This window comes from Segatella copri, from assembly GCF_051861805.1.
GTDB lineage: Bacteria > Bacteroidota > Bacteroidia > Bacteroidales > Bacteroidaceae > Prevotella > Prevotella copri_M.
In genome coordinates this window covers 2,984,301-3,002,952 of sequence record NZ_CP146520.1, presented here as the reverse complement: position 1 = coordinate 3,002,952, position 18,652 = coordinate 2,984,301, and the positions used below count along the sequence as shown (strand labels likewise).

Here is an 18,652-nt window from a genome sequence, read left to right as displayed (position 1 = left end):
GATGTTTATCATATTGAGGATGTGCGCACCGTGCGAAATCGCACACGTTTCGTGCGGTTTCGCACGGCTTTTTTATATCCGGAATTTCTTATCTTCCTGATAATCATATCTTTATCTTTGTGGCATAGCTTTTGTGTTAGTTTTTGCAAAAGTAATCATCATGAAGATAAAGAATTACCTATTCATAGTATGGGCATTTGCAGCCCTGAATGTTCAAGCCGACACGCTGCAGCTCGACCTGAAGGCTACCATTGCGATGGCGCAGCGGCAGTCGCCATCGGTGCAGAGTGCCCGCAATACCTTTCTGTCTGCTTATTGGGCTTATCGGTATCATCAGGCCAACTATCTGCCTTCGCTTTCCCTTTCATCTTCACCTTATATTAATAAGGAGGTGAATAAGATAACCCAGTCGGATGGTACGGCTCTCTTTCTGAAGCAAGATCAGTTGAGTGCCGACCTTACTCTGAAAATCAACCAGAATATCTCCCTGACGGGTGGTAGCCTTTTTGTGAAGAGTTCGCTCAACCGGTTGGATGAATTGTATAACAAGATAACCGCCTATAGCAGTCAACCCTTTATCGTGGGTTATGAGCAGAGTCTTTTTGGCTATAACTCGCTGAAATGGAATCGACGGATAGAACCCATCCGATTCCGGGAATCCAAGAAACGATATGCCGAAACGCTGGAGATTGTTTCGGCAAAAGCCTGTGAACATTTCTTCGGTCTGGCTTCGGCGCAGGCTGAATGGGAGATGGCAAAGCAGAACTTTGCTTCTGCCGATACGCTTTATCAGATGGCGAAGGGGCGATATGAGAACGGAACGATTTCGGAAAACGAGATGCTGCAGCTGGAAATCAACCGACTGAATGAGGAGACCAACGTGATGGATGCCCAGGTGGCTTTGAGAGAGAAGATGCAGACCATCCGCTCGTTTCTGGGGTTGGAAAAATCGCAGGACATCAGTCTGGTGATGCCGGAAGAGGTGCCTGCTTTTGAGGTTCCTTTGCAGCGGGCGATAGATTGGGCTTTGCTGAACAGTCCGGATCCCGATTATTACCGTCGCATCCAGAAGGAGAGCGAAAGCCGGTTGGCGCAGGCTCGTGCCAATGCCGGATTGAAGGCGGATCTCTATATGCAGTTCGGACTCTCGCAGACGGGAGCAGATATCGGTGCCGCCTATCGTAGTCCGATGAGTCAGCAATCGGCAAGAATCACCATCGCCCTTCCGATATTGGATTGGGGACGGGGAAAGGGTAGGGTGAGAGAAGCCAAATCGCAGTTGGCGCTTACCCAGACGCAGGTGGAGCAAGGCATGCGGGATTTCTACCAGAACGTAGAAAAACTGGTGTTGCAGTTTAATATGCAAGCCCGAAAGGTGCATGTGGCATCGCTTACCGACCAGCGTGCCGAGAAGCGACATGTGGTGGCGCGCCGACTCTACATCATGGGCCGCAACTCGATACTCGATCTGAATGCTGCCATCAGCGAGAAAGATGCTGCCCGGCGCAATTACATCTCGACCATGCAAACGTATTGGAGTCTTTACTATACGCTCCGAAGCATGACGGGATTCGATTTCGAGCACAACAAAGAATTGAAGGAAGAACTTCCTATAGAATAACTTTCCATAGAATCATCTTCCTATAGAATAATGAATAACAACAGAACAATATGGATATAAAGAAACAACCGAAACCCTGGTATATCCGCTACCGATATCCTATCCTGTCGGGCGTAGCAGGCATCGCCATCCTGGTCTATGCCCTTTTCCTGATCGTTACTTCGGGCACCCGAAGGGTGGATATGGATAGCGTGGTGATAGCCGAAGTAAAGAAGGCTCCTTTCTGGGAGTATGTAGATGTAGAAGGACTGGTGCAACCCTTCAAGACCATCCAGGTGAATGCGATGGAGAACGGATTCGTGGAACGGGTGGTGGCAGAAGAAGGAGCCATGCTGCAGCAGGGCGATACCATCCTGGTGCTTCAGAATCCGGAACTCTATCATTCTATTGATGATGAGCAGGATGCATGGAGCAGCAAGCTTCGCAACTGTCAGGAACAGGAGATAGAGATGACGCAGAAGACCATCAACCTTCGCCAGCAAGCCTTGGATGCCCAGCATCAGATGGCGAGCCTGAAGAAATCGCTCAAGCAGAGCCGGGAGGAATATCGTATGGGCATTAAGAGTAAGGCGGAACTGGAAGTGGCTGAGGAAGATTACGAATATCAGCGGCAGAAGGTGCTCTTGCAGATGCAAAACCTGAAGCATGATTCCGTATCTACCCGATTGAAGCGCGAGATGATTGCTGCCAACCGGATGGAAGCCAACAAGAAATTGTCGAGAATGAAGGGTCGCACCCAGCAGTTGGTGGTTCGGGCTCCCGTAAGCGGACAACTGAGTTATGTGGGGGTAACCCAAGGTCAGCAGGTTTCGTCCGGGGCGAGCATCGGACAAATCAAGGTGATGAGCCAGTTTAAACTGCAGGTTTCGCTGGCTGAGTATTACATCGACCGCGTTATTGCCGGACTTCCTGCCCATATCGAGTACGATGGTTATCAGTTCCCGCTTCGTGTATCGCGGGTGATTCCCGAGGTGAAAGACCATCAGTTTGTCTGCGAATTAACTTTCACTGGCAAGACTCCTGCCAATATTCGATTGGGCAAGAGTTATCGGGTGCTGTTGGAATTGGGCAAGCCGGAACAAGCCTTGGTGATTCCGAATGGTGATTTCTTCCAGACCACCAACGGATATTGGATATTCCGGGTATCTGATGACGGCAAGAAGGCGCAGCGGGTGAATATCAATGTAGGCAGACAGAATCCGCAGCAATTCGAAATTACTTCCGGCTTGAAGCCGGGCGACAAGGTTATCGTAAGCGGATATACCCAAATCGCCAGCGAAAAAGAGATAGATTTGAGATAGACTTTTATCTTGGATTATCAAAATTCATCATCCATCATAGATAATAAAATTCAATATTTCACGTAAATAAATTATATAAAGACTAGTAAATATGAACATGTTATTACACAACCTGAAGGTTGCCCTGCGCAACATTCTCAAGTACAAGGTGCAGACGCTGGGCAGCATCCTGTCGCTTGCCATCGGTATGGTGACGCTTGCCACGGTGCATTCGTTTCTGCAGAATTTCCGCATGGCTTCCATTAACCATGAACCTTATTATGACAGGGTTTATAACCTCCGATTCGATTCCATCCAAAAACGTCAATCGGATAATTCAATTCGTATTAATGGTGATATCGTAAGGGCGGTGAAGGCGAATGGAGGACCTCGTTGCATAGAGCAGGGACCTTATGCTCCTAATGGTATGCTTACAGGCGGCTGGGCTGAGTTTACCCTAAGCGGCAAGACAAGACGCAAGATGCAGTTGGATGCAGTTCCTCTTGATCGAAATTATCCCAACTTTGTAGGTATCCGTTCTGCCATTACTGGCGAAAAAATTAAGGTGCTTGGTCCTCATGATGCCATTATCAACGAAAAGCAGGCAAAGCAAATCTTTGGCGACAAGAATCCTGTGGGTGCAAGCATTCGTTTGAGTAAGGACTATGGAAATTATCAGTTGAGATTGGTGGATGTCTATCAAGACTTATCATTGACAGAGCAAAACAGTTCTGCTCTCTTTTACTCACCATGGGAGTTGGAAGATATGGATTTAAATCAATTTTATGCTGTGGCTTTGTATGTGGTGTTGAAAGAGGGATGCACGCCACAACAGTTGAAAGCAGAGGTGAACAGCAGATTGAAACCATTGGGTCTGAAGGTAAAAACAGAAAAGCTGAAAGATCGGTTGAGCGAAGAGTATTCAACCGTAGCGATAGCTTGTTCCATCACTTATCTGATTGGTTCGTTGATTCTGCTGGCTGCCATCATCGGTTTTCTGAGGATGCAGACGCAACTGTTCTGGATGCGCAGACGTGAAATCTCGCTCCGAATTACCAATGGTGCCACACGCCTCCAACTCTTCTCCATGTTTGCTACCGAGGTGGTGGTGATTGTGCTGGGGGCTTATTTTGTAGCAGTATTGATGGGATCCTGGATTTGTGATTATCTGGCAAGGCCTCAGTTTGCTGAAATCACCTCCGAGTTAGGAACCATCAGTCATCTGTATCTCTATAGTCTGGTGATTGGTCTGGTAGTGATGATGTTGTGTCTCGCCATCATCTGGATTGTGCTGAGTCGCATTTGTAAGCATACGCAAGCACTCGAATCAGGAATGAGAAGAAGCCATAACCATTGGTTCCGCAATACGATGCTGGGTGTGCAGGTGATGATCAGTATGTTCTTCCTGGGTGTTACTTTCTGCCTCCTGTGCTGGGTGGGCAAGATGGCTGAATTCAATCATATACCTGATGACGAGCGTGCATACGAGCAGAGTCTGTTTCTGCAGACAAATGCGGCAGAAAATGGTCAGCGCCTCAGAGACAAGCTCATCCATTTACCGCAGGTAGAACGATGGATGCCTTATAGCTGGGGATTTTGGAAAGTTAACGAGCTGGCAGAGAACGAGGAGTTCAGCAAGGCGGCTTGGCAAGGCGATCCTTATGCTAGCTATAATAATGTGACGAATTATTGCTTTAGGATTACATCAGATACCTCCTATCTCGATTTCTTCAAGATCAAGGTGAATTGGAAGCCGAAGGCAAACCGGAAGAAATGTATCCTGGTAAATGAGGAGTTGTATAAGTATATGCGCCAATATCATGTTGCTCCTAATGATATATTGACCGTAGATGAGATGGATTCGTATCAGATAGCCGGAACGTTCCAGTCGATTCCTTATCAGGGGAGTATGAAAACTGATATATACTCATTCATAGTCATTGACCCCAAAGAGGCTTATGATGCCAAGCATTATATTCTTGTGGCAAAGCCGGGTGAATATAAGGAGATGCAGGTTGCAGTAGATAGAATGATACAGAAATTGGAGCCTGCTGTGGTAAAACCGATGTCATCCAATCTGCGTGACTATATGGCAAGGAGCATGTTTGCGTTGGAAATACTGCAAAATATTGCGTGGATCCTGGCTATCGTGAGTCTGGCTATCTGCCTGATAAGCATCTTCAGTACGGTGATGCTGGATACGCAGACCCGCAAGAAGGAGGTGGCTATCCGCAAGGTGAATGGTGCCCTGACAAAGGATATTACCCAACTCTTCGGAAGAACCTATCTGGTGATTACGCTCATCGCCATGGTATTTGCGGTGGTAGCCGTGTTGCTGTTCCATATCGTTCTGAGTCAGCCATTCGATATGGTAGAAATCAATCCTGTCTTCCCTATCATCCTGAGTATAGTGATAGTGATAGGCTTCATTGCTGCTATCATCGCCTGCCAGGTACGCAAAATCATGAAGGTGGATCCTTCGGAGATTCTGGCTAAGGAATAAAATGTATAATTTGAAAGTATAAAAGTATAATACGAATTTAAAGAAACGATAAAGATTATGATTCAATTAAATAATATCAAGAAAGTATTTCAGACAGAGGAAGTGGAGACCTGGGCTTTGCGTAATATCAGTCTGGAGGTGAAGGAAGGCGAATTTGTTGCCATCATGGGACCTTCGGGATGTGGCAAATCCACATTACTTAATATAATAGGTTTGCTGAATAATCCTACAAGCGGCAGCTATCTGCTCGACGGCAAGGATGTGAGCACGCTGAAGGAGAGTGAGCGCACCTTGATAAGAAGAGGCATGATAGGTTTTGTGTTCCAGAGTTTCAATCTGATAGATGAGTTGAATGTGGTGGAGAATATCGAGTTGCCGCTTCTGTATATGGGAGTTTCGGGCAAGGAGCGCCGTAAGCGTGCAGAGGATGTGATGGAGCGAGTGGCAATATCCCACCGTGCCAAGCATTTCCCGTCGCAGCTTTCGGGCGGTCAGCAGCAGCGCACCGCCATCGCCCGTGCCATTCTGCCGCATCCTAAGCTGATACTTGCCGATGAGCCTACGGGAAACCTGGATTCCAAGAATGGCAAGGAGGTGATGGAACTGCTTTCTGAGCTGCACAAGGAGGGCACCACCATCGTAATGGTAACCCACTCGTTGCATGATGCCAATTATGCCGATAGAATCATCAATATGTTTGATGGTGAGATTGTGAATCAGGTGGAGATGTAGGATTTTATGATATGAAAATCGCCCGATAGCATCAAAGAATATGCTATCGGGCGATTTACGCTTATATCTCTTCATCGATAAATCGGATGATTTCTTCCTGCTGGTCGGGATGATACCAGTGGATTTCGGCATCTCGCTTAAACCAGGTGAGCTGCTTGCGCATGTATTCACGGCTATGCGACTGTATCTGTCGGATGGCTTCTTCCTTATCTATCTCGCCATCGAAATAGGCAAACATTTCCTTGTAGCCCACGGTTCTCAAGGCGGTGAGACCCTTGTGTGGATATACGCTGCGGGCTTCTGCCTCCAGGCCTTCCTCCATCATCATCAGCACACGCTGGTTGATTCGGTCGTACAGTTCGGCACGGTCGCGGTTCAGGCCTATCTTGATGATGCGGAAAGGACGCTGCTTCTTCTCGGCTACACGGAAAGAAGTGTAGGTCTTGCCGGTCTGGTGACAGATTTCCAGGGCATGCACCACGCGGCGTGGATTCTTCTTATCTACTATCGCCCAATGCTCCGGGTCCATTTTGTGGAGTTCTTCTACCAGCGCCTCCAAGCCTTCGTCTTCCAGGCGCTGTTTCATCCAGGTACGGATGTCATCCCGCACGGTAGGAATATCGTCGATACCCTTGCATACGGCATCGATATACATCATGCTGCCGCCTGTAAGCAGTGCCACATCGTGATTCTTGAAGATTTCTTCTTCCAGAAGATTCATCACATCGGCCTCGTATTGGGCTGCGCTGTAATAATCTTCGATGTGGTGGTTGCCTACGAAATAATGCTTCACCCGCTGCTGCTGTTCGGCAGTAGGCGCTGCGGTTCCGATAGGAAGTTCTGCGAAGATCTGGCGGGAGTCGGCATTGATAATAGGTATAGAGAGATGCTCTGCCAGAGAAAGACAGAGCTCGGTCTTACCTACACCGGTAGGACCGAGCACTACAATTAAAGTTTTCATTATCGGATGATGCCTCGCTGAGAACTCTCTACGAAGTCGATGATGTACTGGATTTCCTTAGTCACCTCAAGATTCTTCTTGATTTCCTCGATACCTTCCTTCAAGATACCCTTGCTGTAGAGCAGGCGATAAGCCTCGTGGATGTTCTGGATGGTCTCGTTGCTGAAACCACGGCGACGCAAACCGATGAGGTTGATGCTGCAATAGCGGGTTGGCTCCTTGCCGGCAATGATATAAGGAGGAATATCCTGAGAGAAACGGCAACCGCCCTGGATCATCACGTAGCCTGCGATGTGGCAGAACTGATGAACGAGAACGTTGGCACTGACGATGGCGTTGTCATCTACAACCACCTCGCCGGCAAACTTGGTAGAGTTACCGATAATCAAGCCACTGCCCAACTCGCAGTCGTGAGCCACGTGAACAGTCTCCATCAGGAGGTTGTTGCTGCCTACCACGGTCTTGCCCTTAGAGGCTGTACCACGAGAGATAGTAACGTTCTCACGGATGCTGTTGTTGTCGCCCACCTCGCAGGTTGTCACCTCGCCCTTGAACTTCAAGTCCTGAGGCTTGGTAGAGATGCTGGCGCCTGGGAAGAATTCATTATTGTTGCCGATACGAGCGCCCACGTGGATGGTTACGCTGTTCTGCAATACGTTGTTATCGCCCAAAACGGTGTCCTTGTCGATATAGCAGAAAGGACCGATAATATTGTTGTCACCGAGTTTTGCCTCTGGATGAACAAACGCTAATGGACTAATCTGATTCATATTTCTATCTTATTATTACTTGTTCTTAACAATCTGTGCAGTGAAAGTAGCCTCTGCCACCACCTGGTCGCCTACGAACATATAGCCCTTCATAGAGCTGATGCCATGACGTACTGGTGCGAGCAACTCCACACGGAAGAGGAGGGTATCGCCCGGAACCACCTTCTTGCGGAACTTCACGTCGTCGAGCTTCATGAAGTAAGTGCTCCAGCGCTCAGGCTCTTCCAGCTGGTTCAATACGAGCAGACCGCCACACTGTGCCATCGCCTCTACCTGGAGAACGCCTGGCATAACTGGCTCCTCTGGGAAGTGACCGGTAAAGAATGGCTCGTTGCTGGTTACGTTCTTAACGCCCACGATGCTGGTAGGACCCATAGCGATGACCTTATCAACCAACTGCATTGGGTAGCGATGAGGCAGAAGCTGACGGATGCGGATGTTATCCATGATTGGCTCCTCGTTTGGATCGTAGATAGGAGCCTGGATTTCGTGCTTGCGGATCTCCTTGCGCATGAGGCGGGCGAACTTGTTGTTCACGGTGTGGCCCGGACGGGTTGCAATGATGCGACCCTTGATAGGCTTGCCGATGAGCGCCATATCGCCGATGATGTCGAGCAGTTTATGGCGTGTACATTCGTTCTCCCACTGCAAAGGACGGTGCTGGATGTAACCCAACTTGCTGGCATCCATGTGAGGTACCTTGAGATGGTCGGCGAGCTGATCGAGCTGAGCCTGCTCTACCTGACGCTCGTAGATAACGATGGCATTGTCCAAGTCGCCACCCTTGATAAGGTTAGCCTGGAGCAATGGCATGATATCGCGAACGAAAACGAAGGTACGTGCAGAAGCAATCTCGTCAACATAGGTCTCCATCTTGTCGAGGGTAGCAAACTGGCTATTGATGAACTTGCTCTCGAAGGAACACATAGCCGTGATGCTGAATTCCTCGTCAGGAAGGATGGTGATGACAGAACCGTTGTCGTCCTTCACCTCAATCTTATGACGGATGATATAGTAGTCCTTCTCTGCATTCTGCTCCTGGATGCCTACGCTCTGAATCTTCTCTACATACATGGATGCAGATCCGTCGAGGATAGGGAACTCAGGACCGTTTACCTGGATGAAACAGTTGTCGATGCCGAGGGCATAGAGTGCTGACATACCGTGCTCGATGGTAGAGATGCGGATATCGCCCTTGCCGAGTACGGTGCCACGCTGGGTTTCAACGACGTTCTCAGCCACAGCCTGGATGATAGGCTCGCCTTCGAGGTCGATGCGCTGTATCTTATAACCGGTGTTCTCTGGTGCAGGATTGAAAGTCACGGTGAGGCTCAAGCCTGTGTGCAATCCCTTGCCGCAAAGAGAGAAGCTACCTTTCAGTGTCTTCTGTTTTGACATAATTATATATAGTTTTATTTATTTTTCTTTAATTCTTCAATCTGCTTCTTCAGGTCGTTGAGTTCCTTGTACATCTCAGGCAGGCGACGGAAGATGGCCTGTGACTTGAAGTAAGCACGCTGCTCCATAGGAGGAGTACCGATGAGCTGCTGGCCGCTCTTGAGGCTGCCTGGCACACCGCTCTGTGCTCCGAGGAACACCTTGTCGCCGATGGTGATGTGACCGGCGATACCTACCTGTCCGCCAAACATACACCATTCGCCTACCTTGGTACTGCCGGCTACACCCACCTGTGCAGACATCACGGTGTTGGCACCGATGTCGGTATTATGGGCAATTTGAACCATATTGTCGAGCTTCACGCCCTTGCGAACGTAGGTAGAGCCCATAGTAGAGCGGTCAACGCAAGTGTTGGCACCAATCTCCACATCATCCTCGATGGTTACAATACCAATCTGAGGAATCTTGTCGTATCCATCAGGTCCTGGAGCGAAGCCGAAGCCATCAGCACCGATGACGCAACCAGCATGAAGAGTCACGTTATCGCCAAGCTTACAGCCGTGATAAATGGTTACGTGAGGGTAGATGAGGGCATTCTTGCCCACCTTCACACCCTCGCCGATGTAGGCGTGAGGATAAATCTGGCTACCTTCGCCTACCTCTGCGCCATCGCTGATATAGGCGAAAGCACCGATATAGACGTTTTCTGCCACCTTAGCCTTTGGAGAAACAAAGGCCAATGGGTCGATGCCAGTCTTCTTAGGTTTCATAGACTCGTACATCTGAAGCAACTTAGCCACACATTCGTAGGCATTCTTCACACGGATGAGGGTAGTGCTGACTGGGTGTTCCAGCTCCACGGTTTCATCGATGAGCACGATGCTAGACTTCGTGTCGTACACGAAGTGAGTATATTTAGGGTTTGAAAGGAACGAGATAGCGCCTTCCTTACCTTCTTCAATTTTGGCGAAGGTGTTGACTTTTGCATTCTCATCACCTTCCACACGGCCCTGAACGAACTGGGCTATTTGCGATGCGGTAAATTCCATATTTATCTATCTTCTAGTTTGTTCTACTTGAGTCTCCTGGTAAGATTTTCTTTAGGAAACACATTTTGTTTGCAAAAATAGCAAAAAAGATTTAAATACTTGTCATTCTTTCGTAATATTTTGCTTTTTTCGCCTATAAATAGGTATTTTTAAGGCGCAAAGCGTCTTTTTCAAGATACTTTGCGCCTAAAATGATGCTTTATGAAGGGGGATGGGATTAGAGCTTAGCAAGCTCTGCTGCCATTTGCTCCTGCAGCTCCTTTGCCTTCTGACCTGCTACCTCAGCGAAGTCATCGCCATTGCTGGCGTAGATGATGCCGCGGGATGAATTGACGAGCAGACCGCAATCCTTGATGATGCCATACTTGCAAACCTCCTGGAGGCTGCCACCCTGGGCACCTACGCCTGGAACAAGGAGGAAGTGGTTAGGAGCCACCTTGCGGATGTCCTCGAACATCTGACCCTGAGTAGCACCTACTACGTACATCATGTTCTCATCGTTGCCCCATTCCTGGCTCTTCTTCAGAACCTTCTCGAAGAGGCGCTCGCCTTCCTTATCCTCTGTGAGCTGGAAGTCGTGGCTACCCTTGTTGCTGGTCAAAGCCAGGAGGATGACCCACTTGCCCTCATACTCGAGGAAAGGCTTGACAGAATCCTCGCCCATGTAAGGAGCTACGGTTACTGAATCGAGGTTGTACTCCTCGAAGAAAGTCTGGGCATACATCTTGGAGGTGTTGCCGATGTCGCCACGCTTGGCATCAGCGATGATGAAGTGGTTTGGATAGTGGCTCTTAAGATACTTGATGGTGTTCTCGAAGGCAATCATGCCGTCGATGCCACGGCTCTCGTAGAAAGCCAGGTTTGGCTTGTAAGCCACGCAGTAAGGAGCGGTAGCGTCGATAATAGCCTGGTTGAACTTAAACATCATCTCGGCTTCAGCGCCCTGGATGTCTTCACTCTCTGTGATGCACTTTGGCAACTTATTGATATCTGTATCAAGACCTACGCACAAGAAGCTCTTCTTGGCGAAAATCTGCTCTACAAGTTCTTTTCTGTTCATTTCTTTTTAAGTTATTTGAATTTCATATGTTTGCTCCACACTTGATTTCAGATGTTTGCTTCACACTTGAATTTCAGATGTTTGCTCCACACGCCCTGAAAGGGCAGAAGCCCCTAGCCCAGGGCAACACCCTGGGTAGTCATGGCATCAAGCCTGTCGCCCTGTAAGGGCAAAAGCTTTAAAACTGCGGAGCCACATACGAAACCTCGGTAAGGGTTTTACAATTCTGTTTCTTTCAGCTTCTCAGCATTCTCTGCCACGGTCAAGGCATCAATCATATCCTGGATGTTACCAGCAAGGAAACCATTGAGGTCGTGGGTGGTGTAACCGATACGGTGGTCGGTAACACGGCCCTGTGGGAAGTTGTAGGTACGAATCTTCGCACTGCGGTCGCCGGTAGATACGAGGCTCTTGCGGCGGCTGGCGATATCATCTACATACTTCTGATGCTCACGGTCGTGGATGAAGGTATAGAGGCGGCTCAAGGCACGCTCCTTGTTCTTTGGCTGGTCACGGGTCTCGGTACACTCGATAAGGATTTCCTCTACCTCGCCTGTGTTAGGGTTCTTCCAAGGATAGCGGAGGCGAACTCCAGACTCCACCTTGTTCACGTTCTGACCACCGGCACCTGAGCTTCGGAAGGTATCCCACTTGATATCGCCTTCGTTGATGTTCACCTCGAACTTATCTGCCTCTGGCAATACAGCCACGGTAGCGGCAGAGGTGTGCATACGGCCCTGAGTCTCTGTGGCAGGCACACGCTGAACACGGTGAACACCAGACTCATACTTCAATGTACCGTAAACATCTGTTCCGCTTACGGCGAAGTCGATTTCCTTGTATCCACCTACTGCACCTTCAGAGACAGATGTCACGCTGATGGTCCATCCCTTAGACTCGCAATATTTCTTATACATGGCAAAGAGGTCGCCAGCGAAGAGGGCAGCCTCGTCGCCACCGGCACCGCCACGAATCTCCATCTGAACATTCTTGGCATCTTCTGGGTCCTTAGGAACCAGGGCAATCTTGATTTCCTCTTCGAGCTTAGGCTGCAGCGCCTCGTTCTCGTTGAGTTCCTCGCGCGCCATCTCCTTCATTTCTGGGTCGCTTTCGTTGGCGAGGATATCCTTAGCCTCCTTGATGCTGTTCAGACAGTTGATGTATCGCTTGCGTGCGTCCATGATGTCGCCAAGGTCTTTCCACTCCTTGGTGAGCTTCACGTAGCGTGGCTGGTCGGCGATGACATCAGGGTCGGTAATGAGGGTGCTTACTTCCTCGTATCGGCTCTCTAAGCCTTCTAGCTTCTGTAATATGTTGTTATTATCCATTAATTTTTAATTCTATTTTTAGTATTCGAATGTTCCGAATTCGCTCTTGATGGTCAGGCTGCGCTTGCCTTCCTCGATGTGACCTACAATCTGGGCATCGATGTTGAAGCTCTTGCTGATGGCGATTACCTTCTCGGCTACCTCTGGGCGAACGTAGATCTCCATGCGATGACCCATGTTGAATACCTGGTACATCTCCTTCCAGTCGGTCTCAGAGCAGTCGTGGATGGCCTTGAAGAGTGGAGGCACTGGGAACATGTTGTCCTTCACTACCTTGCAGTTCTCGCCTACGAAGTGCAGAACCTTGGTCTGGGCACCACCTGTGCAGTGAACCATACCGTGAACCTCTGGGCGAAGCTCATCCAGAATCTTCTTGATTACTGGGGCATAGGTGCGGGTAGGAGAGAGTACCAGCTCACCGGCGTTGATAGGAGAACCCTCAACCTCGTCGGTCAATTTATACTTGCCGCTGTAAACCAACTCTTCTGGCACGGCGTGGTCGTAGCTCTCAGGATAGTTCTCTGCGAGATACTTGGCGAATACATCGTGGCGGGCAGAAGTCAAACCGTTGCTACCCATACCGCCGTTATACTTCTTCTCGTATGTAGCCTGACCTGTAGAAGAAAGACCTACGATAACATCGCCTGGACGGATGTTGGCATTGTCGATAACATCGCTGCGCTTCATGCGGCAGGTAACGGTAGAGTCAACGATGATGGTACGAACCAGGTCGCCTACATCGGCAGTCTCACCACCTGTAGGATAGATGCCGATACCCATCTCGCGCATCTCGTGGAGCAGGTCGTCGGTACCGTTGATGATAGCCGAGATAACCTCGCCAGGGATGAGCATCTTGTTGCGGCCGATGGTAGAGCTAACGAGGATGTTGTCTACGGCACCCACGCAGAGCAGGTCGTCGGTATTCATCACGATAGCATCCTGAGCGATACCCTTCCATACAGAGAGGTCGCCTGTCTCCTTCCAGTACATGTAGGCCAAGCTTGACTTGGTACCTGCACCGTCGGCGTGCATAATGTTGCAATACTCTGGGTCACCGCCCAAGATATCAGGTATAATCTTGCAGAAAGCCTGTGGGAAGATACCCTTGTCGATGTTCTTGATGGCGTTGTGAACGTCTTCCTTTGCTGCGCTTACACCGCGCATCATATATCTATTGTTACTCATATCTAAATTGATCTCCAATTATGATTCTTATTATTTCCTTATCGTTCTTATAAATGTAGATGTTCAAGTTTTCTATGCTGAATCTGTTCTTGTAAATATCTACGTTTATAAAGTATTTATTTCTCTTCATGCCAGAAATCCCAGCTGGCAAATGCCTGGAGGAGCAGCATCTCCAAACCATTCTTTACTGTGGCTCCATGCTCTTTTCCCTTCTTCATGAAGAGGGTTTCGTCGGGATTATAGATGAGGTCGTAGAGCAGGGTGTGGGTATCCATCGCCTCGTATGGCAGCGGAGGGCACTCGTCTACATGAGGATACATGCCCACAGGAGTACAGTTCACGATGACATTGTATTCCTTGATGACCTCAGGGGTGATTTTATCGTACTGGATAGTACCTGGACGCTCGTATCGACTCACGAACACCGTCTCCAGTCCGAGTGATTTCAGACCGTAGTTGATGGCTTTCGATGCACCGCCCGTACCCAGGATGAGCGCCTTCTTGTGATAAGATTCGATGAAAGGCTCTATGCTCTGGGTGAATCCGATGACATCACTGTTGTATCCCTTGAGGATGGTTTCATCGCCTTTGTGCTCTACCTTCACCACGTTCACCGCTCCGATGGCATTAGCCTCCGGGCTTACGGAATCAAGATAGCTGATCACCTTCTCCTTGTAGGGGATGGTTACGTTGAGACCTTTCAACTCGGGATTGGAGTCGAGTATCTCTGTAAGATCCCCGATGCTTGGTATCTCGAAGTTGATATATTCGGCATTGATGCCCTCGTTCTCAAACTTCTCGTTGAAGTAACTCTTTGAGAACGAATGTCCTAGGGGGTACCCTATGAGTCCATACTTATCCATAATATCTTTGTTTTATTTGGTTGCAAAATAAAGGGTGCAGATGCCGAAGGTGAGTCTTGTGAACTCTGCCTTTTCAAAACCTGCCTTCCTGAACACCTCCATCATCGTCTCTCCCTGCGGGAATGCCTCGATGGTCTTCGTGAGATAGCTGTAGGCGCTCTGGTCTTTCGATATCAGCTTGCCGTAGAGGGGCAACACTGTATGTGAGTAGATGTGGAACAGCTGCTTCATCGGGAAACTGACGGGGGTGGTGAGCTCCACGATGCAGAGATGTCCGCCCTTTTTGAGTACTCGGCACATTTCCCGGAGTCCCTGGTCCAGGTTCTGGAAGTTGCGGATGCCGAAGGCGGCGGTCACGGCGTCGAAGGTGTTGTCTTCGTACGAGAGGTGGAGACAGTCTTCCTTGTCGAAGCGGATCACGTGGTCCAGTCCCAGCTGCTTCACCTTCTGTCTTCCTATCTCCATCATGCCCTGCGAGATGTCGGCACCGATGAGTTTTTCGGGATGCAGCATTTGTGCGGATAGGATGGCGAAGTCACCGGTTCCGGTGGCGATGTCGAGCATTGTCTTTGGAGAGAAGGGCGCAAGACGCCTGATTGCCTTCTTGCGCCATCCCTTATCGATATCCCACGAGAGTCGGTGGTTCAGGGTGTCGTAGGTAGGGGCGATGTTATCAAACATCTCCTCTACCAACTTTCCCTTTTCTCCTGTGCCCTCGTAGGGCTTAATCTGTTCTTGTCTATACATTATATATAGTTTACTTGTGTGCTGCAAGCCACTCGCTTACGTTCTTCTCGATGCGGGCAGCGATGTCGCCTTCCTCTGCAGCCTTGTCGAACTTCTCGCCTGTGATGTGCTCGTACAACTCGATGTAGCGGTCAGATACGCTCTCTGCATACTCGTCGGTAATCTCAGGCATAGTCTGACCTGGCTCGTTCATGAAGTTGTGCTCGATGAGCCACTGGCGAACGAACTCCTTAGAAAGCTGGCGCTGAGGCTCACCCTTCTCAAACTTCTCCTCGTAACCGTCGGCATAGAAGTAGCGGCTAGAGTCTGGAGTGTGGATCTCGTCGATGAGATAAACCTTGCCGTCGCGCTTGCCGAACTCGTACTTGGTATCTACGAGAATCAAGCCCTGCTTGGCAGCGATTTCCTGACCACGGGCGAAGATGCGGCGTGTGTAGTCTTCCATCACGGCATAATCCTCTGCACTAACAATACCCTGGGCGATGATCTCTTCCTTAGAGATGTTCATGTCGTGACCCTCATCAGCCTTTGTAGTAGGGGTGATGATTGGCTCAGGGAAACGTTCGTTCTCGCGCATACCGTCTGGCAACTTCACACCGCAGATCTCGCGGCAGCCCTTCTGATAGTCGCGCCATGCACTACCGGTGAGGATAGAACGGATGATCATCTCCACACGGAAACCTTCGCACTTCAAACCTACGGTAACCATTGGGTCTGGAGTAGCCAACTTCCAGTTTGGACAGATGTCTGTAGTTGTGTCCAGGAACTTAGCTGCAATCTGGTTGAGCACCTGACCCTTGAATGGGATACCCTTAGGCAGAACAACGTCGAACGCTGAGATTCTGTCGGTAGCGACCATCACGAGGATGTCGTCGTTAATGTCATACACATCACGTACTTTACCGTGGTAAACACTCTTCTGTCCATCGAAATGGAAATCTGTCTTTGTTAATGCTTTCATTTTACTTTGAACTTTGAATTTTGAACTTTGAACTTGATGATATGCCTTGAGTAATCATTCTGTTCATTCTTAATTCTGATTATTTTGAATTATCTTTTTCTGCTTTCTGAGCTTCCCGTGCTTCCGCTCTCTCCTTGTCATACTTATCGTATGCATTGACGATGCGGGTTACGAGCTTGTGGCGCACGATGTCCTTCTGTCCCAGTTTCACCACTCCGATGCCTTCTACGCCTTCCAGGATCTTGAGCGCCTCTTTCAGTCCGCTTCGCTGCTCTCTTGGCAGGTCTATCTGGGTCAAGTCGCCGGTGATGATCATCTTGGTGTTCATGCCCATTCGGGTGAGGAACATGCGAATCTGCTGTGAGGTGGTGTTCTGCGCCTCGTCGAGGATGACGACGGCGTCGCTGAGTGTGCGTCCGCGCATGAAGGCGAGGGGCGCTATCTGGATGATGTGCTTTTCCATCATGTCCTGCAGTTTCACGGCAGGAATCATGTCTTCCAACGCATCATAGAGCGGTTGCAAGTAAGGGTCAATTTTATCTTTCATGTCGCCTGGCAGGAATCCGAGTTTCTCTCCGGCTTCCACGGCAGGGCGTGAGAGGATGATTTTCTTGATGGTCTTCTCCTTCAGGGCTTTCACGGCAAGGGCGATGCTGAGGTAGGTCTTTCCGGTTCCGGCAGGCCCCACGGCAAATACCATGTCGTTCTTTTCGTAAGCCTCGATGAGTTGCTGCTGGTTTTCGCTGCGGCTCTTGATTGGACGGCCGCTGATGCTGTAAACCAATACTCCCTTCACGGAGTCAGCCTTGGTCTGTTTTCCTTTTACTATATCAAGAATATCTTCTTCGTTAAGCATGTTATATTTGGCTAAGTGCTTGCGCATCAGTTCGATGTCTTCTTCTGCCTTAGCCATTTCTTCCTCGTCGCCAAGCACACGAAGCACGTTGTCGCGTGCCACGATACGCAACTTAGGATACAGTGACTTAATCATCTGCAGGTGGGCATTGCCTACACCGTAGAACATCACTGGATCTACATCTTCGAGTATAATATGTTTCTCTATCAAAATCTTTATCTTTCTAAATGGTTTGCAACCTTAAATGTTCTAAATAATGTTATATAACGCTGCAAAATTACTACTTTTCCTTGAAATGAGCAAATATTTCGATAGATTTTGTTACCTTTGCAAGAAATTTTTAGATATGAAGATAAGTAAGAATAGATATTTGCAAGGTTTTGTAGTGGTTGTGCTGCTGCTGGCGCTGGTTCGCCTGGTGTTTCCAAGCGTGGCTGAGCCGAGATTGGCGAAGAATGAAAAGGGACAGGATTCTACGGAAGTAGATTCCCTGAAAGGGATGAAGAAGGATGAACTCTCTGCTGCGCCTGATACGGCGATGGCGGGCATGGCTTCCATTTTCTTCGATAAGGATGGCAAGGAGGTGAAGCACCGCATTTTCTCGGTGCCTCATTTCGGCAATACTTTCCCTGACCAGCAGGATGTTCAGATTCTGGCTGCCAACCAGCATGGTGTGGCTCCGGTTCAGAATCGTGAGGAGGCGGAGCATAGCAAGGGCAAACTGGTGTATGTGGGCAGCAATCCGTTTTTTTATGTGGATAAGCTGAACAACAGTATTCCTTATCTGGTGCCTAAGGCATCGGTGTTGCTGCAGGATATAGGCAGGGCGTATTTCGATTCCCTGCAGATTAAGGGTATTCCGCTGCATAAGATCATCGTGACGAGCATCCTGCGCACCAAGGATGATGTGGCGAAACTCAGAACCCGTAATGGTAATGCCACCGAGAATTCGTGCCATCTCTATGGTACCACATTCGATATCTGCTACAACAGATACAAGCAGATTCAGACCAAGGACCAGCCTCGCCGCCAGGTTCAGAATGATACCTTGAAGTGGGTGTTCAGCGAGGTGTTGAGGGATTTCCGCAATAAGAACCGCTGCTACATCAAATACGAGGTGCATCAGGGTTGCTTCCATATCACCGTAAGATAATTTTCTGATTTTTCTCAAGTAAGCCCCACACGCCCTGAAAGGGCAGAAGCTCCTAGCCCAGGGCAACGCCCTGGGTTAAGCCCATCTCTACGAAGTCGCCCTGTAAGGGCAAAAGCTTTGAATATGAGAAGCTTTTGCCCTTACAGGGCGTTGTTGTGTCTGCGTATTTACCCAGGGCGTTGCCC

16 protein-coding genes are annotated in these 18,652 nt (G+C 49.1%); 5 read left to right on the top strand and 11 right to left on the bottom strand.

All coding sequences use genetic code 11. From position 1 onward, the window contains the following. Positions 1–160: 160 nt before the first annotated feature. The 4 genes from V8Z93_RS11930 to V8Z93_RS11915 all read left to right on the top strand — a co-directional run bounded on the left by V8Z93_RS11930 (position 161) and on the right by V8Z93_RS11915 (position 6,136). On the top strand, positions 161–1,621 hold the full coding sequence (locus tag V8Z93_RS11930; protein ID WP_439431615.1) for a TolC family protein: 1,461 nt from the start codon (positions 161–163) through the stop codon (positions 1,619–1,621). Positions 1,622–1,671: 50 nt separating this feature from the next. After that, complete coding sequence (locus V8Z93_RS11925) at positions 1,672–2,922, top strand: efflux RND transporter periplasmic adaptor subunit (RefSeq protein ID WP_439431614.1); 1,251 nt, start codon at positions 1,672–1,674, stop codon at positions 2,920–2,922. Positions 2,923–3,013: 91 nt separating this feature from the next. Continuing rightward, entirely contained in the window at positions 3,014–5,404 is a 2,391-nt protein-coding gene (locus tag V8Z93_RS11920; protein WP_439431613.1) for an ABC transporter permease, read from the top strand. Positions 5,405–5,461: 57 nt separating this feature from the next. Then, complete coding sequence (locus V8Z93_RS11915) at positions 5,462–6,136, top strand: ABC transporter ATP-binding protein (RefSeq protein ID WP_119249304.1); 675 nt, start codon at positions 5,462–5,464, stop codon at positions 6,134–6,136. Positions 6,137–6,197: 61 nt separating this feature from the next. Here the strand turns inward: V8Z93_RS11915 and miaA are convergent, their stop codons facing one another. From miaA to V8Z93_RS11860, 11 genes are all read right to left on the bottom strand, one after another. After that, positions 6,198–7,097, bottom strand: coding sequence for a tRNA (adenosine(37)-N6)-dimethylallyltransferase MiaA (gene miaA, locus V8Z93_RS11910; RefSeq protein WP_439431612.1), 900 nt, complete (start codon positions 7,095–7,097; stop codon positions 6,198–6,200). After that, a complete protein-coding gene (gene lpxA / locus V8Z93_RS11905) occupies positions 7,097–7,867 on the bottom strand; it encodes an acyl-ACP--UDP-N-acetylglucosamine O-acyltransferase (RefSeq protein WP_089543518.1) in 771 nt (256 codons plus the stop codon). The genes miaA and lpxA overlap by 1 nt, the downstream gene beginning before the upstream one ends. 15 nt (positions 7,868–7,882) lie before the next feature. Beyond that, positions 7,883–9,265 (bottom strand): bifunctional UDP-3-O-[3-hydroxymyristoyl] N-acetylglucosamine deacetylase/3-hydroxyacyl-ACP dehydratase, encoded by a 1,383-nt coding sequence (locus V8Z93_RS11900; RefSeq protein ID WP_153097943.1) that lies wholly within the window; start codon positions 9,263–9,265, stop codon positions 7,883–7,885. Between the two features lie 14 nt (positions 9,266–9,279). Then, positions 9,280–10,314, bottom strand: coding sequence for a UDP-3-O-(3-hydroxymyristoyl)glucosamine N-acyltransferase (lpxD, locus tag V8Z93_RS11895; RefSeq protein WP_439431611.1), 1,035 nt, complete (start codon positions 10,312–10,314; stop codon positions 9,280–9,282). A gap of 217 nt (positions 10,315–10,531) precedes the next feature. Further along, a complete protein-coding gene (pyrF, locus tag V8Z93_RS11890) occupies positions 10,532–11,374 on the bottom strand; it encodes an orotidine-5'-phosphate decarboxylase (RefSeq protein WP_203039938.1) in 843 nt (280 codons plus the stop codon). Between the two features lie 218 nt (positions 11,375–11,592). Continuing rightward, complete coding sequence (gene prfA / locus V8Z93_RS11885) at positions 11,593–12,702, bottom strand: peptide chain release factor 1 (protein ID WP_117662908.1); 1,110 nt, start codon at positions 12,700–12,702, stop codon at positions 11,593–11,595. 18 nt (positions 12,703–12,720) lie between these two features. Next, positions 12,721–13,869, bottom strand: a complete 1,149-nt coding sequence (locus V8Z93_RS11880) for an AIR synthase-related protein (RefSeq protein ID WP_153097950.1) — start codon at positions 13,867–13,869, stop codon at positions 12,721–12,723. 134 nt (positions 13,870–14,003) lie between these two features. Then, on the bottom strand, positions 14,004–14,750 hold the full coding sequence (locus V8Z93_RS11875; RefSeq protein ID WP_439431610.1) for a shikimate dehydrogenase family protein: 747 nt from the start codon (positions 14,748–14,750) through the stop codon (positions 14,004–14,006). Between the two features lie 12 nt (positions 14,751–14,762). Further along, complete coding sequence (ubiE, locus tag V8Z93_RS11870; RefSeq protein ID WP_439431609.1) at positions 14,763–15,497, bottom strand: bifunctional demethylmenaquinone methyltransferase/2-methoxy-6-polyprenyl-1,4-benzoquinol methylase UbiE; 735 nt, start codon at positions 15,495–15,497, stop codon at positions 14,763–14,765. Between the two features lie 10 nt (positions 15,498–15,507). Continuing rightward, positions 15,508–16,458 carry a phosphoribosylaminoimidazolesuccinocarboxamide synthase gene (locus tag V8Z93_RS11865; RefSeq protein ID WP_119249312.1) on the bottom strand — a complete coding sequence of 317 codons (951 nt, stop codon included), beginning with the start codon at positions 16,456–16,458 and terminating at the stop codon, positions 15,508–15,510. A gap of 79 nt (positions 16,459–16,537) precedes the next feature. Then, positions 16,538–17,524, bottom strand: a complete 987-nt coding sequence (locus V8Z93_RS11860; protein WP_439431608.1) for a PhoH family protein — start codon at positions 17,522–17,524, stop codon at positions 16,538–16,540. 136 nt (positions 17,525–17,660) lie between these two features. Between V8Z93_RS11860 and V8Z93_RS11855 the strand changes: the two genes are divergently transcribed. Continuing rightward, a complete protein-coding gene (locus V8Z93_RS11855; protein WP_439431607.1) occupies positions 17,661–18,467 on the top strand; it encodes a DUF5715 family protein in 807 nt (268 codons plus the stop codon). The last annotated feature ends 185 nt before the right edge of the window (positions 18,468–18,652 follow it).